The sequence below is a fragment of the Lysinibacillus sp. UGB7 genome, assembly GCF_049058285.1.
GTDB lineage: Bacteria > Bacillota > Bacilli > Bacillales_A > Planococcaceae > Lysinibacillus > Lysinibacillus sphaericus_B.
This window is the reverse complement of the sequence record NZ_JBMGUV010000059.1, coordinates 1-17,086: the sequence shown is the minus strand read 5'-3', so window position 1 is coordinate 17,086 and position 17,086 is coordinate 1. Positions and strand designations below refer to the sequence as shown.

Below are 17,086 nucleotides of genomic sequence, written 5' to 3'. Positions count from 1 at the left end.
TCCATCTTGAATCAGATGGTCTATTTGGCATTCCAAACACACCATTCTTCTTGAAAAATTAAACAAATGAATGGTTGGAAATCTAAAGTTGACAGATATGGACTGAAGCCATGCCCGCGAAAGCGTCCGCCGTAGCGGAAATCAACAGGTTCATATAGATATTTCTATTTGAAAAGAAAAAATGATCTGTCTCAAAGAGCTTTGAGACAGTTTTATGACTGAATTTATCCTTTTAGGACAGCGCCTTTTTTGCCTAGATAATCGAGAATGCCCATTGCCGAGACCACTGTATCCAAAGGAATCGTTTGATAGACCGGGTGGTTTTCTGCTATACCATGTTCCTGTAAATATTGCTGTAGCATCGCTCGCAAACGACTATCTAAAAACTTCACTTGCTCTTCGATAAGGTTAGAAGCAGCTAAAGCTTTTTGTCCTTCAGCTAAAAATAATGGCGTCCAATAGCGTACTTGTCTGTAAGCTTCATTTGGATTTTTGTACGCGCCATAATGGCCGAAATATAATTCTGAGACATTTAGTTGTTCATATAATTGTAGAGATTTTTCCATCGTTTCGGGATCATATTGATTTGGAGAAGTGGAAGGGATGATTAAATCAATTGCTTCACTCTCCATTTCTGGGTAACGAACGCCGGTTGTATCACCAACAAACAAACCATTTGTTGCGGAAAAATGCATCGATACGTGATGTTTTGCATGACCTTCTGTATGATAAAACGTTAGCTGATGCTTACCTAATGACAATACATCTTCATGTCCAATCTCCATAATCCGATCCGAGGCGATAGGTAAAATCGGATCAAAAAGACCGTCAAATTCTTTGCCATAAACCGCCTTAGCACTCGCGATTAATCGACTCGGATCAATCATATGTGCTACGCCACGTGGGTGTACAACCAGCTTAGCATTTGGACAGCTCTCTAAAAATAGACCAGCTCCTCCTGCGTGATCCAAATGAATATGCGTAACAATGACATAGTGAATATCTTCTAATGCAACTGCTAATTCCTTTAATCTTTCCATAATATATGGAACGGATGGACTTGCCGATGTTTCGATTAACGTAATCTTTTCATCGATAAGCAAATAGGAACTTGTGCGCTCCTCACGATTTAAATCATGCGTATCAATGCAATAAAAATTTGGTGCGATTTTTTGTATGCCGCCCATGTAAACTATCTCCCTTCTATTTCGAAGTTTAATGCAAAAAATTCTCTAAAATACATTTTTTAGCTACAAAAAATAACCACTATACTATATAATAATAGAAACATAAACTGAATGTCTATTCATTTTTTAGGGGGGAGAATATATGGAGAAAAAGATTCGCTACGATACAAGGAAGGTTCATCGGGTCAATTTAGCTATCATTTCAATATTGGCTGTTCTTATTTGTGGGCCAATGATACTTTCGAAAGGTATTACTTACTTATTTATCGGGCTAGCAGTGATTGCGCTAGCTGTATGTAATTACTATTTACCGATAAAAACATATGTCAAAGGCTTTATTTTTGGCATGATACCTTCAAGTGTAGTGTTTACATTGTTTTTACTTGATAGCTTTTCATTGAACAAGCACTACATATTACTTTGTACAATTGCCATTATTGCGTTGTACTTTAAAAAAGAATTAATTGTATTTTTTGGTGCCCTTACAAACGTCAGCTTTGTTATTTTATATGTCCTTAACTCTGAATCACTGTTAGGACCATTCGATGATATCATCGTATTTATTACGCTCCTAGCCATCATGAATGGGGTGATTATCGTATTTTTCTTAATTGCCAAATGGGGAAATGAACTAATCGAGCTTGCTACGCTCCAACAAAATGAAGTGAGGAGCTCCTTGAATCAGCTACAGACAACCTTTAATGAAATTGAAAAGAGTAGTCATACATTGGATGAACACGTCACACAATTCCAACATACGATGCACCGAATCTCAGGATCAAGTAAGGAGATTCTTTTAGCCACAGAGGATATTTCTGCTAGCGTTCAGCAAGAGTCATCCAGTTTGCAATTAATTCACGGCACGATGAAAGAATCAGTGCATTTTGTGAATGAAACATTGATGATTTCTAAGCAAACCGTAGCCAAATCAAGTAATCTACAGCAGGAAGTTTTGGAAGGTTGGGAAAAAATGCAGAAAGCCATGGCACAAATGAGCGTGATGAGTCTAGCCATGAACTCGACTGCTGAAACGGTGAATGAACTACAAGATAGTTTGCACACAGTAGATACGTTATTGAAGGGCATACAGCATATTGCTGAACAAACTAATTTACTTGCGCTAAATGCGGCCATTGAAGCGGCGAGAGCTGGTGAACACGGCAAAGGCTTTGCCATCGTTGCGGACGAGGTGCGAAAATTGGCTGAGGAAAGTGCTGCAATTACAGTGAGCATTACAAATGTAACGAGCACATTGTTTGAAAAATCAACTGAAGCCCATCAACGTTCCGAAGAAGGGGAAAAAGCATTGCAGCAGGGTGAAACACTACTACAAGATATTAGTAGTTTCTTCAATACATTAAAAAATTCTTTTACAGTCACAAATATGGATTTAACAAGAGGCATGAATGAATTAAGCAGTGCGATACAGCAGTTTGAACATATTCAAGCACAGATTGAAACGTTGAATCACATAACAGAGCAAAATGCATCCTCAACTGAGGCAATTTTACATTCTATAGAGGACGAAAATAAGCTGCTTGAAATGATGACGACCACGACTGACCATATCCAAGGGTTAAGTGTGATTTTAAAGTCACTTGTAACGAATAATATATTATCTATTAAATAGCATTCTAAAGCAGGAGGATTATTAAAAATCTTCCTGCTTTTTTATAGAAAAAACCTCATTCTATATCAATCATTTAGATACAGAAAATGAGGTTAAGTTTTTGCAATACTAATTGCAACTAACGCATTAAACGTTTCATTTGTGACATTTCATATTTTAAATAATCAATCTGCTGTTGCATATTATCTAAGCTATCTTGATTGTTTTGATTGTTTTCATTTAGTTCATCTTCTAAGGCCATCCCAGCAGCAATTGTGGCTAATGCATCACCGAGTGTAGTTATTGCACCTGCAATAACTGCTAATTTAGCAGCTTGATTTTCTTTTTTAGGATTTTGTTTATTGTAATTACCAGCTTTGTTGTTTGTCATCAAAATCCTCCCAAATGATATTATTATTTGCATTCTATGCAAAAATAACAAAGGGAGTAAGGCATTTGGACGAATGCTAGTCAAGTAATGAAAAAATTGAATTGCTCAAAACATGAAAAATGCCAAAGACCAGCCAACTAAAATTAGCCAGTCTGATCTTCGTTTTAAAAATCACAGGGTGATAGACGATTGTTGTGTAATATTTTTCGCTTTAAAATGTCTGTTACAAGTATTATAAAATCTGTGAATTCCTTTGTTACATATTTAAGCCGTCTTCAATATATTGGGTAAGAGTGTGGCAATCGTTATTAAAGGTTGTGTGGATTTTTGCGTTAAACAAAGCATCATCGCACCTTCAATGGAAGCTGTCATCAACAAGGCTGTAGCGGAAGCAGATTCCTGCGAATAACCATCATTTGCGAGTTTCGAACAGAAAATTTGTTGAATATTTTCATATAATGCACTACATGCTTTGCGAACAGGTTCACTCACCGTGGCCATTTCACTGACAATACTGCTAAATGTATAGCCGGTAATGGTACCTTCTTCGTCTAACTTGTGAATTAGTTTATCAATCATTGTTTGTGTCGCTTCCTTTGTTGATTGGTGAGCACTAAAAATAGTGTTGATTTCCGTGGTAATGGTTTCTTGTAAAGCATGCAAACAAGTAATTAATAGTTCCTCTTTCCCGTTTGGAAAATGATGATAAAGCGCACCTTTTGTGACGTTACAGGCTTTTAAGATTTCACTGAGACCTACACTTTTATAGCCTTTTTGCTGAAAAAGGGTTGTCGCAGTATCAATCATTAGTGATTTAGTATCCATAGTTCAATGTATTCCTCCTGATATACCAACCGGTCTGTTTGCTTAGTGTAGCAAAATAAATACTTATATTAAAGGAACAAATAAAGATATGTACAATAGGTTCGAAGGATAAGATGCAAGCATTCGGCGTTGCTACAACATTCTATTACATTAAAATCAAATGCAGCTGCAAATTGTTCGTACTAAATGGTCTTCAGGTAACAGTTGGTCCGTTATCAGTATATCTAATTAATCGCGTTCATCTTTTATATGTACTGTCATCCTCTCCATCACCTTAATCGTACACTAGTTGATTGGAGCGGCAGCGGCGACTTCTGCGGGAATAGCATGAGTTGAAGGCCCCACAGGAGCATAGCGACGAGGAGACTGAAGCATGCCCGTGAAAAGCGTCCGCCGTTGCGGAAAGCAACGGGTTCATAAAGGAAAATAGACTGTAAACAACTCAATTTTTTGAGTTGTTTACAGTCTGAATCTCAAGTTTTACACTGGGGAACTAACTTGAGGTTAAGTAATAATTATTTTTCTGGGTAATCTACATGCAATGGTGGTGGAACAAGCCAACCTTTATTTTTATTAAGTCGTAAAAGCTTAGCACCCAGCTGTGCCTTGCTTGTATGGAATTGACCATACATTAAGGCAACATCTTCTCGAGTAGACATGCCCATTGCTTGACTGCATGCAACTAACCCAGCAGCAAGATCTGCTGAGAGTGCAGCACTAATTTCTGGGTCGTTAAATTTAGCACCTGGAGGTATGTCTTCCAGTCTTGCTACCGGTCGTTCGGGCGGCGCAGGTGGTAAACCAACACCGTTACTTTTTAATATTTTTTCTAACGGTTTCACTTCGTCTCTTAAAACATCAATGATATCCTCAATAATTTTTCTAAGATCATCATCGCCAGCGTGATTATAAAATGTTTGGTATCCTGCAATTAATCCATAATTTGTAGCTAGATTTGTCCAAACACCAAAAACTTCACCATAATGCAATGGTTCGTCTTTAGGATTTCCGCCAAGTATTCCCATGCTCGCACTTCCTCTATTGATTATTTTCAAACGAAGATAGTTTGGATGAAAAAAGAGAAATAATACTTTTTATAAAAGAAAAAATTTAAAGGGTCACTTGAAGTAAAGCGATAGCACAAATGGAACAAGCTTAAATGATTATCATTGAAAGTTGAGAATAATTTATTTGTGTCCTTTTGATAGCACAATACATAGTCCATGCATATCCATAGTGGGAACGATTTTTGAAAAAGGTTGACTCAATTTGTACCCCAGTTAAAAACATGTAAATACATAGGTGTAGATGAGTTGTTTTTTGCACATCCTTTATTTTATGGGCTTCTTAAAAATTATAAAAATTTTAATGGGATGTAAGGTGATAAGAATTTCTTATTGAAAAAGATAATATTAATGTAATTTACTTATGAATATAATTGAGTTATCATGGGAATTGGAGAAAAGATGCTTTACATAGGCCTTTTCAAAAAGATATTTAGGGGGATCCGCAAATGGCACAAGGTAATTTACACAACAGCCGCGCATCATTCGAAGTCAATGGTAAAACTTATAACTATTTTGACTTAGCTGCGATTGAAAAAGCTGGCGTTGCAAAAGTTTCAAACCTTCCTTACTCAATCAAAGTTTTATTAGAATCTGTTTTACGTCAATATGACGCATACGTAATCAAAGAAGAACACGTAAACGAATTAGCAAAATGGGGGAATGGCGCTAATCCAGAAGCTGAAGTACCATTCAAACCATCTCGCGTTGTATTACAAGACTTTACTGGTGTACCAGTAGTAGTTGACCTTGCTTCTCTTCGTTCAGCAATGAAAGAAATGGGCGGAGACGCTAGCAAAATCAACCCTGCTATTCCAGTTGACCTTGTAATTGACCACTCTGTACAAGTTGACAAATATGGTAACGCATCTGCATTACAAGCTAATATGGATCTTGAATTCGAGCGTAACGCTGAGCGTTATAACTTCTTAAAATGGGCACAAACTGCTTATGACAACTTCCGTGCTGTACCACCAGCAACTGGTATCGTTCACCAAGTAAACTTAGAGTACTTAGCTCCAGTTGTACACGTAAACGAAAATGCTGATGGCACATTCGAGACATTCCCAGACTCAGTAGTAGGTACTGACTCACATACAACAATGATCAACGGACTTGGCGTTCTTGGATGGGGCGTTGGTGGTATCGAAGCTGAAGCAGGTATGCTTGGCCAACCATCTTACTTCCCGATTCCTGAAGTTATCGGTGTTAAATTAGTAGGCGATCTTCCAAACGGAACAACTGCTACTGACTTAGCATTAAAAGTAACTCAAGTATTACGTCAACGTGGCGTAGTTGGTAAATTCGTTGAGTTCTTCGGACCTGGCGTATCTAAATTACCACTAGCTGACCGTGCGACAATTTCAAACATGGCGCCTGAATACGGTGCTACATGTGGTTTCTTCGCAATCGATGAAGAATCACTGAACTACATGCGTTTAACAGGTCGTGAAGAAGAGCATCTTGCGGTTGTAGAAGCTTACTTAAAAGCTAACCACATGTTCTTTGACCCATCATTAGAGCCAGTTTACACAGACGTTTTAGAAGTAGACTTAGCTGAAATCGAACCAAACCTTTCTGGTCCTAAACGTCCACAAGACTTAATTCCACTATCTGAAATGCGTTCTCGTTACAAAGAAGCAGTAGTGGCTCCACAAGGTACGCAAGGTTTCGGTTTAACGGAAGACGAATTCGCAAAAACTTCTGTAGCTAAATTTGCTGAAGGTGATGTAGAAATCCCAACAGGTGCTGTAGCAATCGCTGCGATCACTTCTTGTACAAATACATCTAACCCATACGTGCTAATCGCTGCTGGTTTAGTTGCGAAAAAAGCTGTAGAAAAAGGTTTAACTGTGCCTAAATGGGTTAAAACTTCTTTAGCACCAGGTTCAAAAGTAGTAACTGGTTACCTAGAAGATTCAGGTTTACAAACTTACCTTGACCAAATCGGTTTTAACACTGTAGGTTACGGCTGTACAACATGTATCGGTAACTCAGGTCCATTACTTCCTGAAATCGAAGACGCTATCAAAGATAATGACTTATTCGTAACTTCTGTACTTTCAGGTAACCGTAACTTCGAAGGCCGTGTACACCCACTTGTAAAAGCGAACTACTTAGCTTCACCACCACTTGTTGTTGCTTATGCACTTGCTGGTACTGTAGATATCGACCTACAAAAAGATTCATTCGGTAAAGATAAAGATGGCAACGAAGTATTCTTCGCTGATATCTGGCCTTCAACTGAAGAAGTTAACGCTGTATTAGGTACTGTCGTTAACCGTGAATTATTCCAAAAAGAATACGAAACTGTATTCACAGCAAACGAAGCTTGGAATGCAATTGAAACATCAACTGAGTCTCTATACACATTTGATGACAAATCAACTTACATCCAAAACCCACCATTCTTCCAAGGTCTTGCGAAAGAGCCAGAAGCTATTAAAGGCTTAGACGGCTTACGCATCATGGCGAAGTTCGGTGACTCAATTACAACTGACCATATTTCTCCAGCTGGTGCAATCGGTAAAGATACACCTGCAGGTAAATATTTAATCGAAAACGGTGTTGCAATCCGTGACTTTAACTCATACGGTTCTCGTCGTGGTAACCACGAAGTAATGATGCGTGGTACATTTGCAAACATCCGTATCCGTAACCAAGTAGCTCCTGGTACAGAAGGTGGATTCACTACTTACTGGCCAACAGGCGAAGTAGAGTACATCTATGACGCATGTATGAAATACCAAGAGCAAGGTACTGGCTTAGTAGTTCTTGCTGGTAACGACTATGGTATGGGTTCTTCTCGTGACTGGGCTGCGAAAGGTACATTCTTACTTGGCGTGAAAACTGTAATCGCACAATCTTACGAGCGTATCCACCGTTCTAACCTAGTAATGATGGGTGTTCTTCCTTTACAATACTTAAACGGTGAATCTGCTGATTCTCTAGGTTTAACTGGTAAAGAAGAAATCTCTGTTAACATTACTGATAATGTAAAACCACGTGATATCTTAACAGTTACTGCTAAATCTGAAGACGGCACAGTTAAAACTTTCCAAGCTTTAGCTCGTTTCGACTCAGAAGTAGAAGTAGACTACTACCGTCATGGTGGTATCCTACAAATGGTTCTACGCGCGAAAGCTGCTGAGTAATCATTGAAATAAAAAACCGATCTCTTAGGAGGTCGGTTTTTTTCTATGGCTTACACCATAATAGCGTTTCGTTAGCGTAGAAGCATCCTTTTAAAATTAGTGAAAGCCCATTAAATCTTTAACTTTTTCTGTATTCTCAATTGAAGTCAACATTTCAAGTAATCGGAATGCGACTTCAAATGCAGTTCCGGGATTCGATGATGTAATAATATGTTCAGTTTGGACGAGTCGTTCATTGACGATTTCTGCGCCATAGGATTGTAGCTGATCTAATCTTTTACTTGTAGGATGATTGTACGTTGTCGCCTTTCGATTATGTAGAATGCCGCTATGTCCTAACGATAGCGAAGCTACACAAATAGTAGCAATTGGCTTTTTGTGCTCGTCAAAATGACGAATGACTTGCTGAAATTCTTCACTAAACGCATCCTCATAAAATCCTGCTTCTTCAAAACCTCCAGGAATCGCTAATGCATCAAAGTCCTCTAATGCAATATCATGGAGTAATTTCTCAGGGGATACATTAAAATTCCATGTACATTGTAATTGTTCATGTAATCCAACTGACACGACTTCAGTTGTGCCATCGCCCTCCCATTTATTCCAACCAAGCACATCTGTGAAGACGCTTGCTTCCACGGCCTCAAAACCATTTGCTAATAGTAATAATATTTTTGTCATGTGTTTTTGCCTCCTTTATATAAATAATTGTAGTAAAGGAGGCTGTACAAAGACAGAAGTTGTATACTGTTATTTAAATGATTTACTTTATTATCAAAGGTAATTTTAGAAATATAATTTATAAAAAAAGGTGGATACATATGGACCAAATCGATACAGAAATATTAATGCAATTGCAGCGGAATGCCAAAATTTCGATGAAGGAATTAGCAGCAAAGGTTCATTTATCATCTCCTGCTGTAATTGAACGCGTCAAAAAGCTAGAGGAGCAGGGGACTATTGAGGGATATAACGCTAAGGTTAACTTAAGAAAAATGAATCGTTCCATTCAAGCCATTATTTTATTTAAGTCCATTGATTGTAAAAGTCTTTCTAGTTTTTGTCATGCGCATCCTGATGTCCTTGAATGTTATCGGGTAGCAGGCGAAATTAGTTATATTGTTAAAATTGCGACTTATTCAGTGGAAACATTAGAACGTTTTATCGATGAGGCAATGCCTTATGGTACACCTTCCACGAATATTGTCCTGTCTTCAGCAAAAAAAGCGGTAGTTGCCCCTTTTTCTGAAGAAAATTTTGAATAAATGACAAAAAAAGAAAACCTCTAATTCATGAGCGCCGTTTATAGGGCAGATTTGGTGCAGTGAATGTCTTGTCTGACATTACAGGGAATTTAGGGACTATAACATCTGGGAATATTGATATTTACAACGATGTTAAAATAGGAAACGATCTTTATCTTAGAGGAACTGGCGGCAATGCAATTATATTCGGTGAAGGTTCTAGGGTAGTTTCTTATAATGGCAATCTTGATTTAACGACGAATAGTAACCTAAGTATCCAAGGTCAAAATATATCGTTCTATGGATCGTCACTTGATTTCTCTGGCGTAGGTTCTATTTCAGGTGTAGCAATGGGACACACACCAGGTATTGGCATAGCATATTCTAGCGCAGCAAGGCAAATTTGGTTTCGTATAAATGGAGTAGACGTAGGTGCAGTTAAATTAACTTAATTAAAGGAGAATGATAGATATGAATTACCAAGTACAATTAAACAATGGACAGGCAATAAATTTAAAGAATGCGGAGTTTGATGCTACCGCATTTACAGCAACATTGAATGATCAAAAAATTAACTTTGTAAATATTGGTGGGGCAATCATTAATAAACACATCATTGTGAGTGTATTACCAGATACGGCCACTCAACCTGAAACAGAAACGCAAGCTTAGGCTTAGCGTTATTTTTATTGTCTAAAATCCCAAGCGTTTGGGAATTTGCCTTCCACACTGTGGAGGTCTTTTATATTGAGGAAATGAAGGAGAACATTGGTGGAAACAATCAATAATTGGTTGCCGATTGTATCGGCATTAGTTGCAGGGCTTTTATTTATTTGGCGTATTACAAACAATCTGAATAAAACGTTGCTGAGTTTAACTAATGGTATAGAGAGATTGAACCAACATTTAAACGAAGTTGACGAGACTGCGAAGGATTCCGCACAGCGTGTCAATAATCATGAAGTACGCATTGTCGTCTTAGAAAAAGTAGCAGGTATACAGAGAAAAATAGGTGAGAGTGTTCACTATGAAAATTAACTGGAAAGTACGACTACAACATAAACAATTTTGGGTGTCATTAATCGCATTACTTATCGTGCTCGCTAATCAAATAGCGGGCATTTTTTATGTAGATATTACAATTTATAACGATCAAGTTACAGCCATTTCAGAGACTGTTCTAAGCATCTTAGGCTTACTTGGTATTATCATCGACCCAACAACACAAGGTGCGTCAGATAGCGCCCAGGCAATGGATTATGACAAACCAAAGGATGGTGAACAGTAATGGTTCAAAATCGGAAAAAGTTACTGACAGACTCACAAGCAAACAAAGTCACTTATGGTAAGGGAAATGCTAAAAAATACATTGTTGTCCATGAAACAGATAATACACGTTCTGGCGCAGATGCAGACGCACATGCACGCTTACAATACAATGTGAATAGTCGTTCTGCATCGTGGCATTATACAGTTGATGATAAAGAAGCTGTACAATCTTTTGAACACACTTGGAAATGTTGGGCTGCAGGAAGCAATACAGGAAACAATGAAGGAATCCAAATTGAGGTTTGTGTAAATAGTGATGGCAACTATCAAAAAGCAATGCAAAACGCTGCAGAGTTAGTTGCCAAGGTTATGAAAGAGGAGGGTATACCGATTAAAAATGTTGTCCAGCACAATCACTTTAGCGGTAAAAATTGCCCTCGTAATATGCGTGAAGGTAAAATTTCATGGTCACAGTTTCTTGTGATGGTTGCTAATTGTACAGGCAATACCCAGCAAAAAAAGCCAGTTACAGACAATAATAAATATCGCGTCATGACAGGCACATATAGCACATTACAGGCTGCTGAAAATGTTTTAGATGTAACTAAAGCATCGTTTTGGTTGGGTAGCTTACATTGAGCAAGATGGCACTAAATGGCGTGTGAAGACAGGTACATTTAATGGTGATAAAGCAGCAAGAAGTGCTGAAAATAAAATAAAAGCAGCAGGACTTGCGCAAATCACAATTATTACCATTACGTAATTGCGAAAAATATGAATATTGTGTAATATTAAAGGGTGCGCAAAATTTATAATATTAGGTAAATATGGAAAGAAGGAGGTGGAAGGTTGTCTAAACTATATTATTTAATTTTTATTTGTATACACCTTGTATTAACTTTATTAATGATTTATGATTTTTTTCCTAAATTAATTAATATTATTGATATACCACAGAATCTTCTTATGTATTTAATGCTGTGTACATTTTTACTCGGTTTATTGGTCGGCGGTAAAAGGAAAGATACTAATAAAACAGATCTTTATGTAAATATTGCTTCAATGTCATACTTGATTATTGTTGTTTTCGTTCTCACAATTTTAGGAGGAGTATCTCAAGTAGGAATTTCAATAAAAAGTCCTTTTACATGGATAATTGTTGCAGTTGCATTATTTGAAATATTAAGGAAGAATAAAAAAATTCGATTCAAAGATAAATATAAAACTTTATAAAAGCAGCATTTTTATAATTAAAACCCTAGTAATTCGTAACTGATTACTAGGGTTTTAAAATATAATTCTAAAAATTATTATATTCTTTTATTAAACAACTACCAAGATGCTAGGTTAGGATCTGTACTTCTGCCGACTTCGTGATAAGCTACGTCCTTTGGTTGACTAAATGTAGAATCAGTGTAATGTACTACTGTAGCCTTATAAATATATGTTTTGTCATATTCACTCCAACTTCTTGAAACCCAAGCACCAGCATAAACTTTTTTAATTGACCCGGATATCCAGCCAGTTAATTTACCGATATAGAAATTAGCTAAAACATTGGAAGTTATTCTAAAAGGTAGTTTTGAAAGTATAATCGCTACAACTCCATCCACAATAATTTTTTCAACTGTATTTTCAAATGTTCTGTATTCAGGTTTTATAACTGTTGTAGAATTTGATCCAATATCATGAGTGCGAGGTACTATATTTACGCTCCCTAAAGAATTTCGTAATACTTCAGAATGTAAGTCTTGTAATGCAAGTTCATCCAATTCTACATCCGAAGTAAAGTTAACGTCTTGGAATGTATAAGAATATTCTGGTTTTTGAGGCGATGTTTCTACAGATGTTTCTACAGGTGTTTCTAGAGATGTTTCTTCAGCAAAGGCAGTAGGTAAAACTGAACCAAGTAATAAAGTTGATGCTGCGACACTTGTTATGAATTTTTTCATTTTAATTTCCTCCTTTTTCCTAAATTATAAGTTAATTGTTAAAATTGTCAATTTTATTTATATTATAAATTATATAAGAGGAGACTTATGGGAAAAGACTGATGAATATTTTAGTGATCTCGTTGTTGCCACAGCTGGCGAGGATTTAGTGTTAACTTATGCTAATCAAGCCCTGAAAACGCAGGTGGAAAAATTACTATTAAGTCACCAAAATAAATGACAAAGATAGCTAATTTACCATTACCATTCATACCTTGTTTTACTTGTATTTTTATCTTATCTCTCATGAGATAATGCTTGGTAAAATGTTAACTTCCATGAAAGAACGTAATAATCTTTTATATTTTCTTTGGTATTGTAGTTTTATAAAAAAGATTGATCATTTATAACAAAGTTCATTATTTAAAATAAAGATTGATTAAAGATCCTGTGTCGATATGCAGGATCTTTTCTTATTCCACAATCGGGCCAGATTGTTGCATAAAGAAACTGATAGAAGTTGATTAATTGCACTAATTTAGTATATATTTGAATTATCATAAAAAGGGAGATTAGCCTATGTTATCGAGCATTGTAGTAGACGTTTTCACAGACACAATTGTACAAAACGTTACGGGGGTACAGTAAAAATAACCCCTTTACTTCGCCCCTGAAAAAATGGGGGAATCTAAATTGATTAAGAAGTATGTAAAGAGTTTTTTAACAGGAGATAAAGTAATTCTACGCAAAATTACAAAAGAGGATTACGAGAGCTATTCTAACGTTGAGGACGTAATGGAAAGTCGTCTGCTAATGAACGATGGTATTCCATTTCCACCAACTGAAGCAGATCATGAAAAATTTCTTGGAGATATTAGCTCTGAGAAAGATGACTACATGTTTGCTATTGAACTTAAAGATGAAAAAGTATTCATCGGAACTATAGCTGTTTATTTAGTTAACTGGAACAATGGCACCAGCCATGTTGGTATCTCGATTGGTCCTGACTTTCAAGGGAAAGGTTATGGGACAGATGCAATGAATGTTATGCTTGACTTTATTTTTAATTATATGAATGTAAATAAGGTGAAACTTCAAGTTTTTGGTTATAATCAAAGAGCTATTGGCTCTTATGAAAAATGTGGATTTCAGTTAGAAGGCACTTTTAGAGAAGAGCTTTTTAGATTTGGTAAGTACCATGATATTCTTGTCATGGGTTTGCTAAGAAAAGATTGGGAAGAGACATTAGTTTAAACAAATAAATGACAGAGCAAATCAGTAAGATGGTTTGCTCTTCTTTAATAATAGTCCTGCAACAATAGAGCGCGATTGTTGAGCAAGAAGAAAAAGGTGATACATATTATATATGACTAATATGTATCACCCTTTATATTTTACGAACTTTACAATTTAGGTCTTGATAATGTGATTGATTGGTTAAAATATAATCATTTTAAAATAACTGATGTTGTTATTTTAGGCTATAAAGAAAGTCCTTTTACAATGCTGATTGGAAAACAATTAAGCGATGGTAAATACAAGCCATTTGCTAATGTTGAGTTTGGATTCAAACCTTAAGAAAAGGTTGCCTTTAGACAAATTGCTAAACAGATTACAACGAAGGTAGACCGTGATATAACATGGCTGGAACCAAGTTTGAACTGTAGAGTGCAGTAACTTGAAAAAACGAGCACAGGCTCATTAAGAATAGTATCATTTAAAGGGTTTAATTTTGATAAGGTTCCTGAAGAAAGTATATAAAACACAAAAGGGGTCCTGTACTCATATGGGGCCTGCTTTTAATTTTAATCTCTTAACTGTATTGGAATATTTTACAATTGGTGTTAAAATGACTTCATATAATAGTTAGAGGAATGATTAAATTTGGAAAAGAAGCTACAAGTTTTTGTTTCTTCAACTTACTTGGATTTGGAAGTTGAAAGACAAAAAGCAGTTGAGGCAATATTGAAAGCTGGTCATATCCCTGCTGGAATGGAACTCTTCCGTTCAAACAATAAAGATCAGTGGGTTATTATCGAAAAATGGATTAAAGAATCAGACGTTCTTATGTTAATCCTTGGTGGAAAGTATGGGTCTGTTGATCCTGAAAGCGGTAAAAGTTATACACAATTGGAATATGAATATGCTTTAGAAAATGAAATTCCTGTATTTGCTGTAGTGTTGAAAGATGAGTATTTAGCTAAAAAGCACTTCGATAATATTAATATTATGGAGGTATACGAAAAACGAAATATTGACGCTTATAATGCTTTCAAAGATAAAGTAAAATCAAAATATGTAAGTCAAGTAAAGAACATTGATGAAATCCCAAACGTGATTACTCTTGCTTTACACCAATTTATTGAGGATGATGGAAGTGAATATCATTTTAAAGGTTGGATTAGAGGTTCAAATACTTCAAAAAAAGAGGTCAACGCTATTAAAGGTGAAGATGGCATAGTTGCCTCAATAAACGTAAAAAACGAAAAATTAATTGAACATGATGAAAATTTATTAAATGAATTATTTAAAGATATAGAAGCGTATGGTTTAGTTGAAACAATTGAAAGTGTAGGTTCTAACTGCTCTTATCGTCCTTTGGATAGACGTAAAATTGAAGACTTTGTAAATGAATACAGAAAACCGAACAAAAGATTATTAGATACTAATATTGATCAAATGGTAATTGACTTTTTAAATCATTTGATTAAATATACAAGTTATCTTTCGAGATCTTTTTTCTACAGAAAAACGAAAGCGTCAAAATTATTATATTTGTATCCCGATTTAAATGTGGATTTAGATGGCTCAGGCGCTTTAGATGAAATGCGTATTTTTGACAAAAAATTAGAAGGATTTACAAATATAACTACTGAAACACTAGGGGAAATTATAAGTTTTATACATGATTCAAAAATTGCTATTTACTCTTAAGAAAATTAGCCCACTCAGTTGAGTGGCTTTTCTTCGTTATATTCCTAATAGTTGTTTCTTTTTAACATTAAATTCTTCTTGTGTAAGAATCCCTTGATCCAGTAGCTGCTTGAATTTTAATATTTCATCAGCTGCACTAATTTGATTTTGATCTACTGATTGAACAACTTCAACTACTTCTTCCTCTTCAGCAACTATTAATAGCGAGAGTTTTTCAAGATCCTTCTTATCACATTTAATCACTAAAGGTACCTTGTCTCCATTTTCACGCTTTAAGAAAAGAGTCGCTACAGATTTATCCTTCCCAATGTTAGCTCCCATTGCTCCAGCAATCGCTCCTGCATTACCAAATGCGCTACCAATTACTGCCCATCCAGCAATACTAGAAGCGCTCTTTTGTACGTTTTCAACGCGTTCCCACTTGATTAAATTAAATGTTTCAGGTTCGAGATGATCAACTGAAATTGCCACAGTACCAGGCTCATTTTGCGCTAACTTATAACCAAAGCCTTTTTCTTTCAACTCTTCTTTACCATTGAGTATTTCAATATTCATTTTGATTGCCTTCATTACACGAACAACTTTTCTTTGATCAGTTTCTTCTTTAACTTCTGGTAGTATTCCTAAAGCATTTTTAACATCAGATAAAAAATTCATCCTTAACTCTACATTATCGAAAACAAGTGTTTGTTCTTCGTTTTCATAAGTAAAACTCATTACAGTAGTGGTGAATTTTTTTGTAAAATTAACATTACTAATGTTATCTAAATCAAAAGATATAAATTTCTTCTTTTTATCTGTAGTTAATATTCTATTCGGTGTCAATACAGCTAAGTAATCTTTTAGTAATTCTCTTGAAGCTACACCGGCTTTTTCTACTGTCTCATCATCTTTGAGTTGTTCTGCAATAAGGTTTATTTCTTTTTTAAAATTGCTAATAAGGATTCGACCTTCAGGTTTTAAATATTCTTTGATTTGTTCTATTGCGTACATGAAATATCCACCTTCCACCCCTAAATTTACATGTTTAAACTATACCACTTTTTACAGATGTTAGGGTAAACAAACTTTGAAAATAAGGGGCAACAAAGTGCAAAAGGTAAACAAATGTTAGTGCTTTAAAGCGTTGAAGTGGGTAAACAAAGGCAACAAGGGTAAACAGACTTTGTTGCCGTTTCTGTGTACACTAAACCCTTGCGGTCAATGGATTCTTTTATATAAGTAAACAAAGTAAACAAATAATATCTATTGAGTGTATTTATATTATATAGGTGTATATAACGTATATAGTATAGGCCTAATACGCCTAATACACATATACTATATATGTGAGTGAATATTTGTTGCCCTTGTAACCGTTTTGATATTTTTTATAATGGGGACGTAAGTATATTTCGGTAGTGTTTTACTGAAGTTAAATAAAATTCATTTTGGCACACACGACAACATTGGCTCAGGTCCCATTCATTTACCACCG

Annotated in this window: 20 protein-coding genes; 13 read left to right on the top strand and 7 right to left on the bottom strand. The window is 35.7% G+C overall.

What is annotated here, in order from left to right:
• Positions 1-224 precede the first annotated feature (224 nt).
• Positions 225-1,187: an MBL fold metallo-hydrolase gene (locus ACOMCU_RS27300; protein WP_421052181.1), complete on the bottom strand. Its 963-nt coding sequence runs from the start codon at positions 1,185-1,187 to the stop codon at positions 225-227.
• 142 nt (positions 1,188-1,329) lie between these two features.
• Here ACOMCU_RS27300 and ACOMCU_RS27295 point away from each other — a divergent pair, with 142 nt between their 5' ends.
• Positions 1,330-2,817, top strand: coding sequence for a methyl-accepting chemotaxis protein (locus ACOMCU_RS27295; RefSeq protein ID WP_421052180.1), 1,488 nt, complete (start codon positions 1,330-1,332; stop codon positions 2,815-2,817).
• A 118-nt stretch (positions 2,818-2,935) separates the two neighbouring features.
• On the opposite strand, the gene ACOMCU_RS27290 is transcribed toward ACOMCU_RS27295, so the two are convergent.
• The 3 genes from ACOMCU_RS27290 to ACOMCU_RS27280 all read right to left on the bottom strand — a co-directional run bounded on the left by ACOMCU_RS27290 (position 2,936) and on the right by ACOMCU_RS27280 (position 5,037).
• Positions 2,936-3,187 (bottom strand): hypothetical protein, encoded by a 252-nt coding sequence (locus ACOMCU_RS27290; protein WP_010859415.1) that lies wholly within the window; start codon positions 3,185-3,187, stop codon positions 2,936-2,938.
• Between the two features lie 264 nt (positions 3,188-3,451).
• A complete protein-coding gene (locus tag ACOMCU_RS27285) occupies positions 3,452-4,012 on the bottom strand; it encodes a TetR/AcrR family transcriptional regulator (RefSeq protein ID WP_010859414.1) in 561 nt (186 codons plus the stop codon).
• A gap of 515 nt (positions 4,013-4,527) precedes the next feature.
• The gene (locus tag ACOMCU_RS27280) at positions 4,528-5,037 is read right to left on the bottom strand and encodes a DUF3231 family protein (RefSeq protein ID WP_421052179.1); all 510 of its coding nucleotides are present in this window, start codon (positions 5,035-5,037) and stop codon (positions 4,528-4,530) included.
• 488 nt (positions 5,038-5,525) lie between these two features.
• Here ACOMCU_RS27280 and acnA point away from each other — a divergent pair, with 488 nt between their 5' ends.
• Positions 5,526-8,231, top strand: a complete 2,706-nt coding sequence (acnA, locus tag ACOMCU_RS27275) for an aconitate hydratase AcnA (RefSeq protein ID WP_010859412.1) — start codon at positions 5,526-5,528, stop codon at positions 8,229-8,231.
• 96 nt (positions 8,232-8,327) lie between these two features.
• Here acnA and ACOMCU_RS27270 read toward each other — a convergent pair whose 3' ends face one another.
• Complete coding sequence (locus tag ACOMCU_RS27270; protein ID WP_421052178.1) at positions 8,328-8,912, bottom strand: DJ-1/PfpI family protein; 585 nt, start codon at positions 8,910-8,912, stop codon at positions 8,328-8,330.
• A 140-nt stretch (positions 8,913-9,052) separates the two neighbouring features.
• Here ACOMCU_RS27270 and ACOMCU_RS27265 point away from each other — a divergent pair, with 140 nt between their 5' ends.
• The 8 genes from ACOMCU_RS27265 to ACOMCU_RS27230 all read left to right on the top strand — a co-directional run bounded on the left by ACOMCU_RS27265 (position 9,053) and on the right by ACOMCU_RS27230 (position 11,977).
• The gene (locus ACOMCU_RS27265) at positions 9,053-9,496 is read left to right on the top strand and encodes an Lrp/AsnC family transcriptional regulator (protein WP_421052177.1); all 444 of its coding nucleotides are present in this window, start codon (positions 9,053-9,055) and stop codon (positions 9,494-9,496) included.
• Positions 9,497-9,555: 59 nt separating this feature from the next.
• Positions 9,556-9,927: a hypothetical protein gene (locus ACOMCU_RS27260; RefSeq protein ID WP_421052176.1), complete on the top strand. Its 372-nt coding sequence runs from the start codon at positions 9,556-9,558 to the stop codon at positions 9,925-9,927.
• Positions 9,928-9,946: 19 nt separating this feature from the next.
• Positions 9,947-10,147, top strand: coding sequence for a hypothetical protein (locus ACOMCU_RS27255; protein WP_421052175.1), 201 nt, complete (start codon positions 9,947-9,949; stop codon positions 10,145-10,147).
• 99 nt (positions 10,148-10,246) lie between these two features.
• Positions 10,247-10,513 (top strand): hypothetical protein, encoded by a 267-nt coding sequence (locus tag ACOMCU_RS27250; RefSeq protein WP_421052174.1) that lies wholly within the window; start codon positions 10,247-10,249, stop codon positions 10,511-10,513.
• Positions 10,503-10,763, top strand: a complete 261-nt coding sequence (locus ACOMCU_RS27245; RefSeq protein WP_421052173.1) for a phage holin — start codon at positions 10,503-10,505, stop codon at positions 10,761-10,763. The genes ACOMCU_RS27250 and ACOMCU_RS27245 overlap by 11 nt, the downstream gene beginning before the upstream one ends.
• Positions 10,763-11,383 (top strand): N-acetylmuramoyl-L-alanine amidase family protein, encoded by a 621-nt coding sequence (locus ACOMCU_RS27240; protein WP_421052172.1) that lies wholly within the window; start codon positions 10,763-10,765, stop codon positions 11,381-11,383. Before ACOMCU_RS27245 ends, ACOMCU_RS27240 begins: the two co-directional genes overlap by 1 nt.
• Positions 11,384-11,405: 22 nt before the next feature.
• Positions 11,406-11,507 carry a hypothetical protein gene (locus ACOMCU_RS27235; RefSeq protein ID WP_421052171.1) on the top strand — a complete coding sequence of 34 codons (102 nt, stop codon included), beginning with the start codon at positions 11,406-11,408 and terminating at the stop codon, positions 11,505-11,507.
• Between the two features lie 86 nt (positions 11,508-11,593).
• Complete coding sequence (locus tag ACOMCU_RS27230) at positions 11,594-11,977, top strand: hypothetical protein (protein WP_010861434.1); 384 nt, start codon at positions 11,594-11,596, stop codon at positions 11,975-11,977.
• 98 nt (positions 11,978-12,075) lie between these two features.
• Here ACOMCU_RS27230 and ACOMCU_RS27225 read toward each other — a convergent pair whose 3' ends face one another.
• The gene (locus ACOMCU_RS27225) at positions 12,076-12,696 is read right to left on the bottom strand and encodes a hypothetical protein (protein ID WP_421052170.1); all 621 of its coding nucleotides are present in this window, start codon (positions 12,694-12,696) and stop codon (positions 12,076-12,078) included.
• Between the two features lie 657 nt (positions 12,697-13,353).
• Here ACOMCU_RS27225 and ACOMCU_RS27220 point away from each other — a divergent pair.
• The 3 genes from ACOMCU_RS27220 (at position 13,354) to ACOMCU_RS27210 (ending at position 15,609) form a co-directional block, all read left to right on the top strand.
• Positions 13,354-13,929 (top strand): GNAT family N-acetyltransferase, encoded by a 576-nt coding sequence (locus ACOMCU_RS27220; protein WP_421052169.1) that lies wholly within the window; start codon positions 13,354-13,356, stop codon positions 13,927-13,929.
• Between the two features lie 171 nt (positions 13,930-14,100).
• Positions 14,101-14,253, top strand: a complete 153-nt coding sequence (locus tag ACOMCU_RS27215) for a hypothetical protein (RefSeq protein WP_421052168.1) — start codon at positions 14,101-14,103, stop codon at positions 14,251-14,253.
• Between the two features lie 306 nt (positions 14,254-14,559).
• A complete protein-coding gene (locus ACOMCU_RS27210; protein ID WP_421052167.1) occupies positions 14,560-15,609 on the top strand; it encodes a DUF4062 domain-containing protein in 1,050 nt (349 codons plus the stop codon).
• A 36-nt stretch (positions 15,610-15,645) separates the two neighbouring features.
• On the opposite strand, the gene ACOMCU_RS27205 is transcribed toward ACOMCU_RS27210, so the two are convergent.
• Positions 15,646-16,602, bottom strand: coding sequence for an SHOCT domain-containing protein (locus tag ACOMCU_RS27205; RefSeq protein WP_421052166.1), 957 nt, complete (start codon positions 16,600-16,602; stop codon positions 15,646-15,648).
• Positions 16,603-17,086: the final 484 nt, after the last annotated feature.

Bases quoted from the DNA above. Each gene is read 5' to 3' on its own strand.
- ACOMCU_RS27300 (WP_421052181.1), bottom strand. From the start codon at position 1,187: ATGGGCGGCATACAAAAAATCGCACCAAATTTTTATTGCATTGATACG.
- ACOMCU_RS27295 (WP_421052180.1), top strand. From the start codon at position 1,330: ATGGAGAAAAAGATTCGCTACGATACAAGGAAGGTTCATCGGGTCAAT.
- ACOMCU_RS27290 (WP_010859415.1), bottom strand. From the start codon at position 3,187: ATGACAAACAACAAAGCTGGTAATTACAATAAACAAAATCCTAAAAAA.
- ACOMCU_RS27285 (WP_010859414.1), bottom strand. From the start codon at position 4,012: ATGGATACTAAATCACTAATGATTGATACTGCGACAACCCTTTTTCAG.
- ACOMCU_RS27280 (WP_421052179.1), bottom strand. From the start codon at position 5,037: ATGGGAATACTTGGCGGAAATCCTAAAGACGAACCATTGCATTATGGT.
- acnA (WP_010859412.1), top strand. From the start codon at position 5,526: ATGGCACAAGGTAATTTACACAACAGCCGCGCATCATTCGAAGTCAAT.
- ACOMCU_RS27270 (WP_421052178.1), bottom strand. From the start codon at position 8,912: ATGACAAAAATATTATTACTATTAGCAAATGGTTTTGAGGCCGTGGAA.
- ACOMCU_RS27265 (WP_421052177.1), top strand. From the start codon at position 9,053: ATGGACCAAATCGATACAGAAATATTAATGCAATTGCAGCGGAATGCC.
- ACOMCU_RS27255 (WP_421052175.1), top strand. From the start codon at position 9,947: ATGAATTACCAAGTACAATTAAACAATGGACAGGCAATAAATTTAAAG.
- ACOMCU_RS27245 (WP_421052173.1), top strand. From the start codon at position 10,503: ATGAAAATTAACTGGAAAGTACGACTACAACATAAACAATTTTGGGTG.
- ACOMCU_RS27240 (WP_421052172.1), top strand. From the start codon at position 10,763: ATGGTTCAAAATCGGAAAAAGTTACTGACAGACTCACAAGCAAACAAA.
- ACOMCU_RS27225 (WP_421052170.1), bottom strand. From the start codon at position 12,696: ATGAAAAAATTCATAACAAGTGTCGCAGCATCAACTTTATTACTTGGT.
- ACOMCU_RS27220 (WP_421052169.1), top strand. From the start codon at position 13,354: ATGGGGGAATCTAAATTGATTAAGAAGTATGTAAAGAGTTTTTTAACA.
- ACOMCU_RS27205 (WP_421052166.1), bottom strand. From the start codon at position 16,602: ATGTACGCAATAGAACAAATCAAAGAATATTTAAAACCTGAAGGTCGA.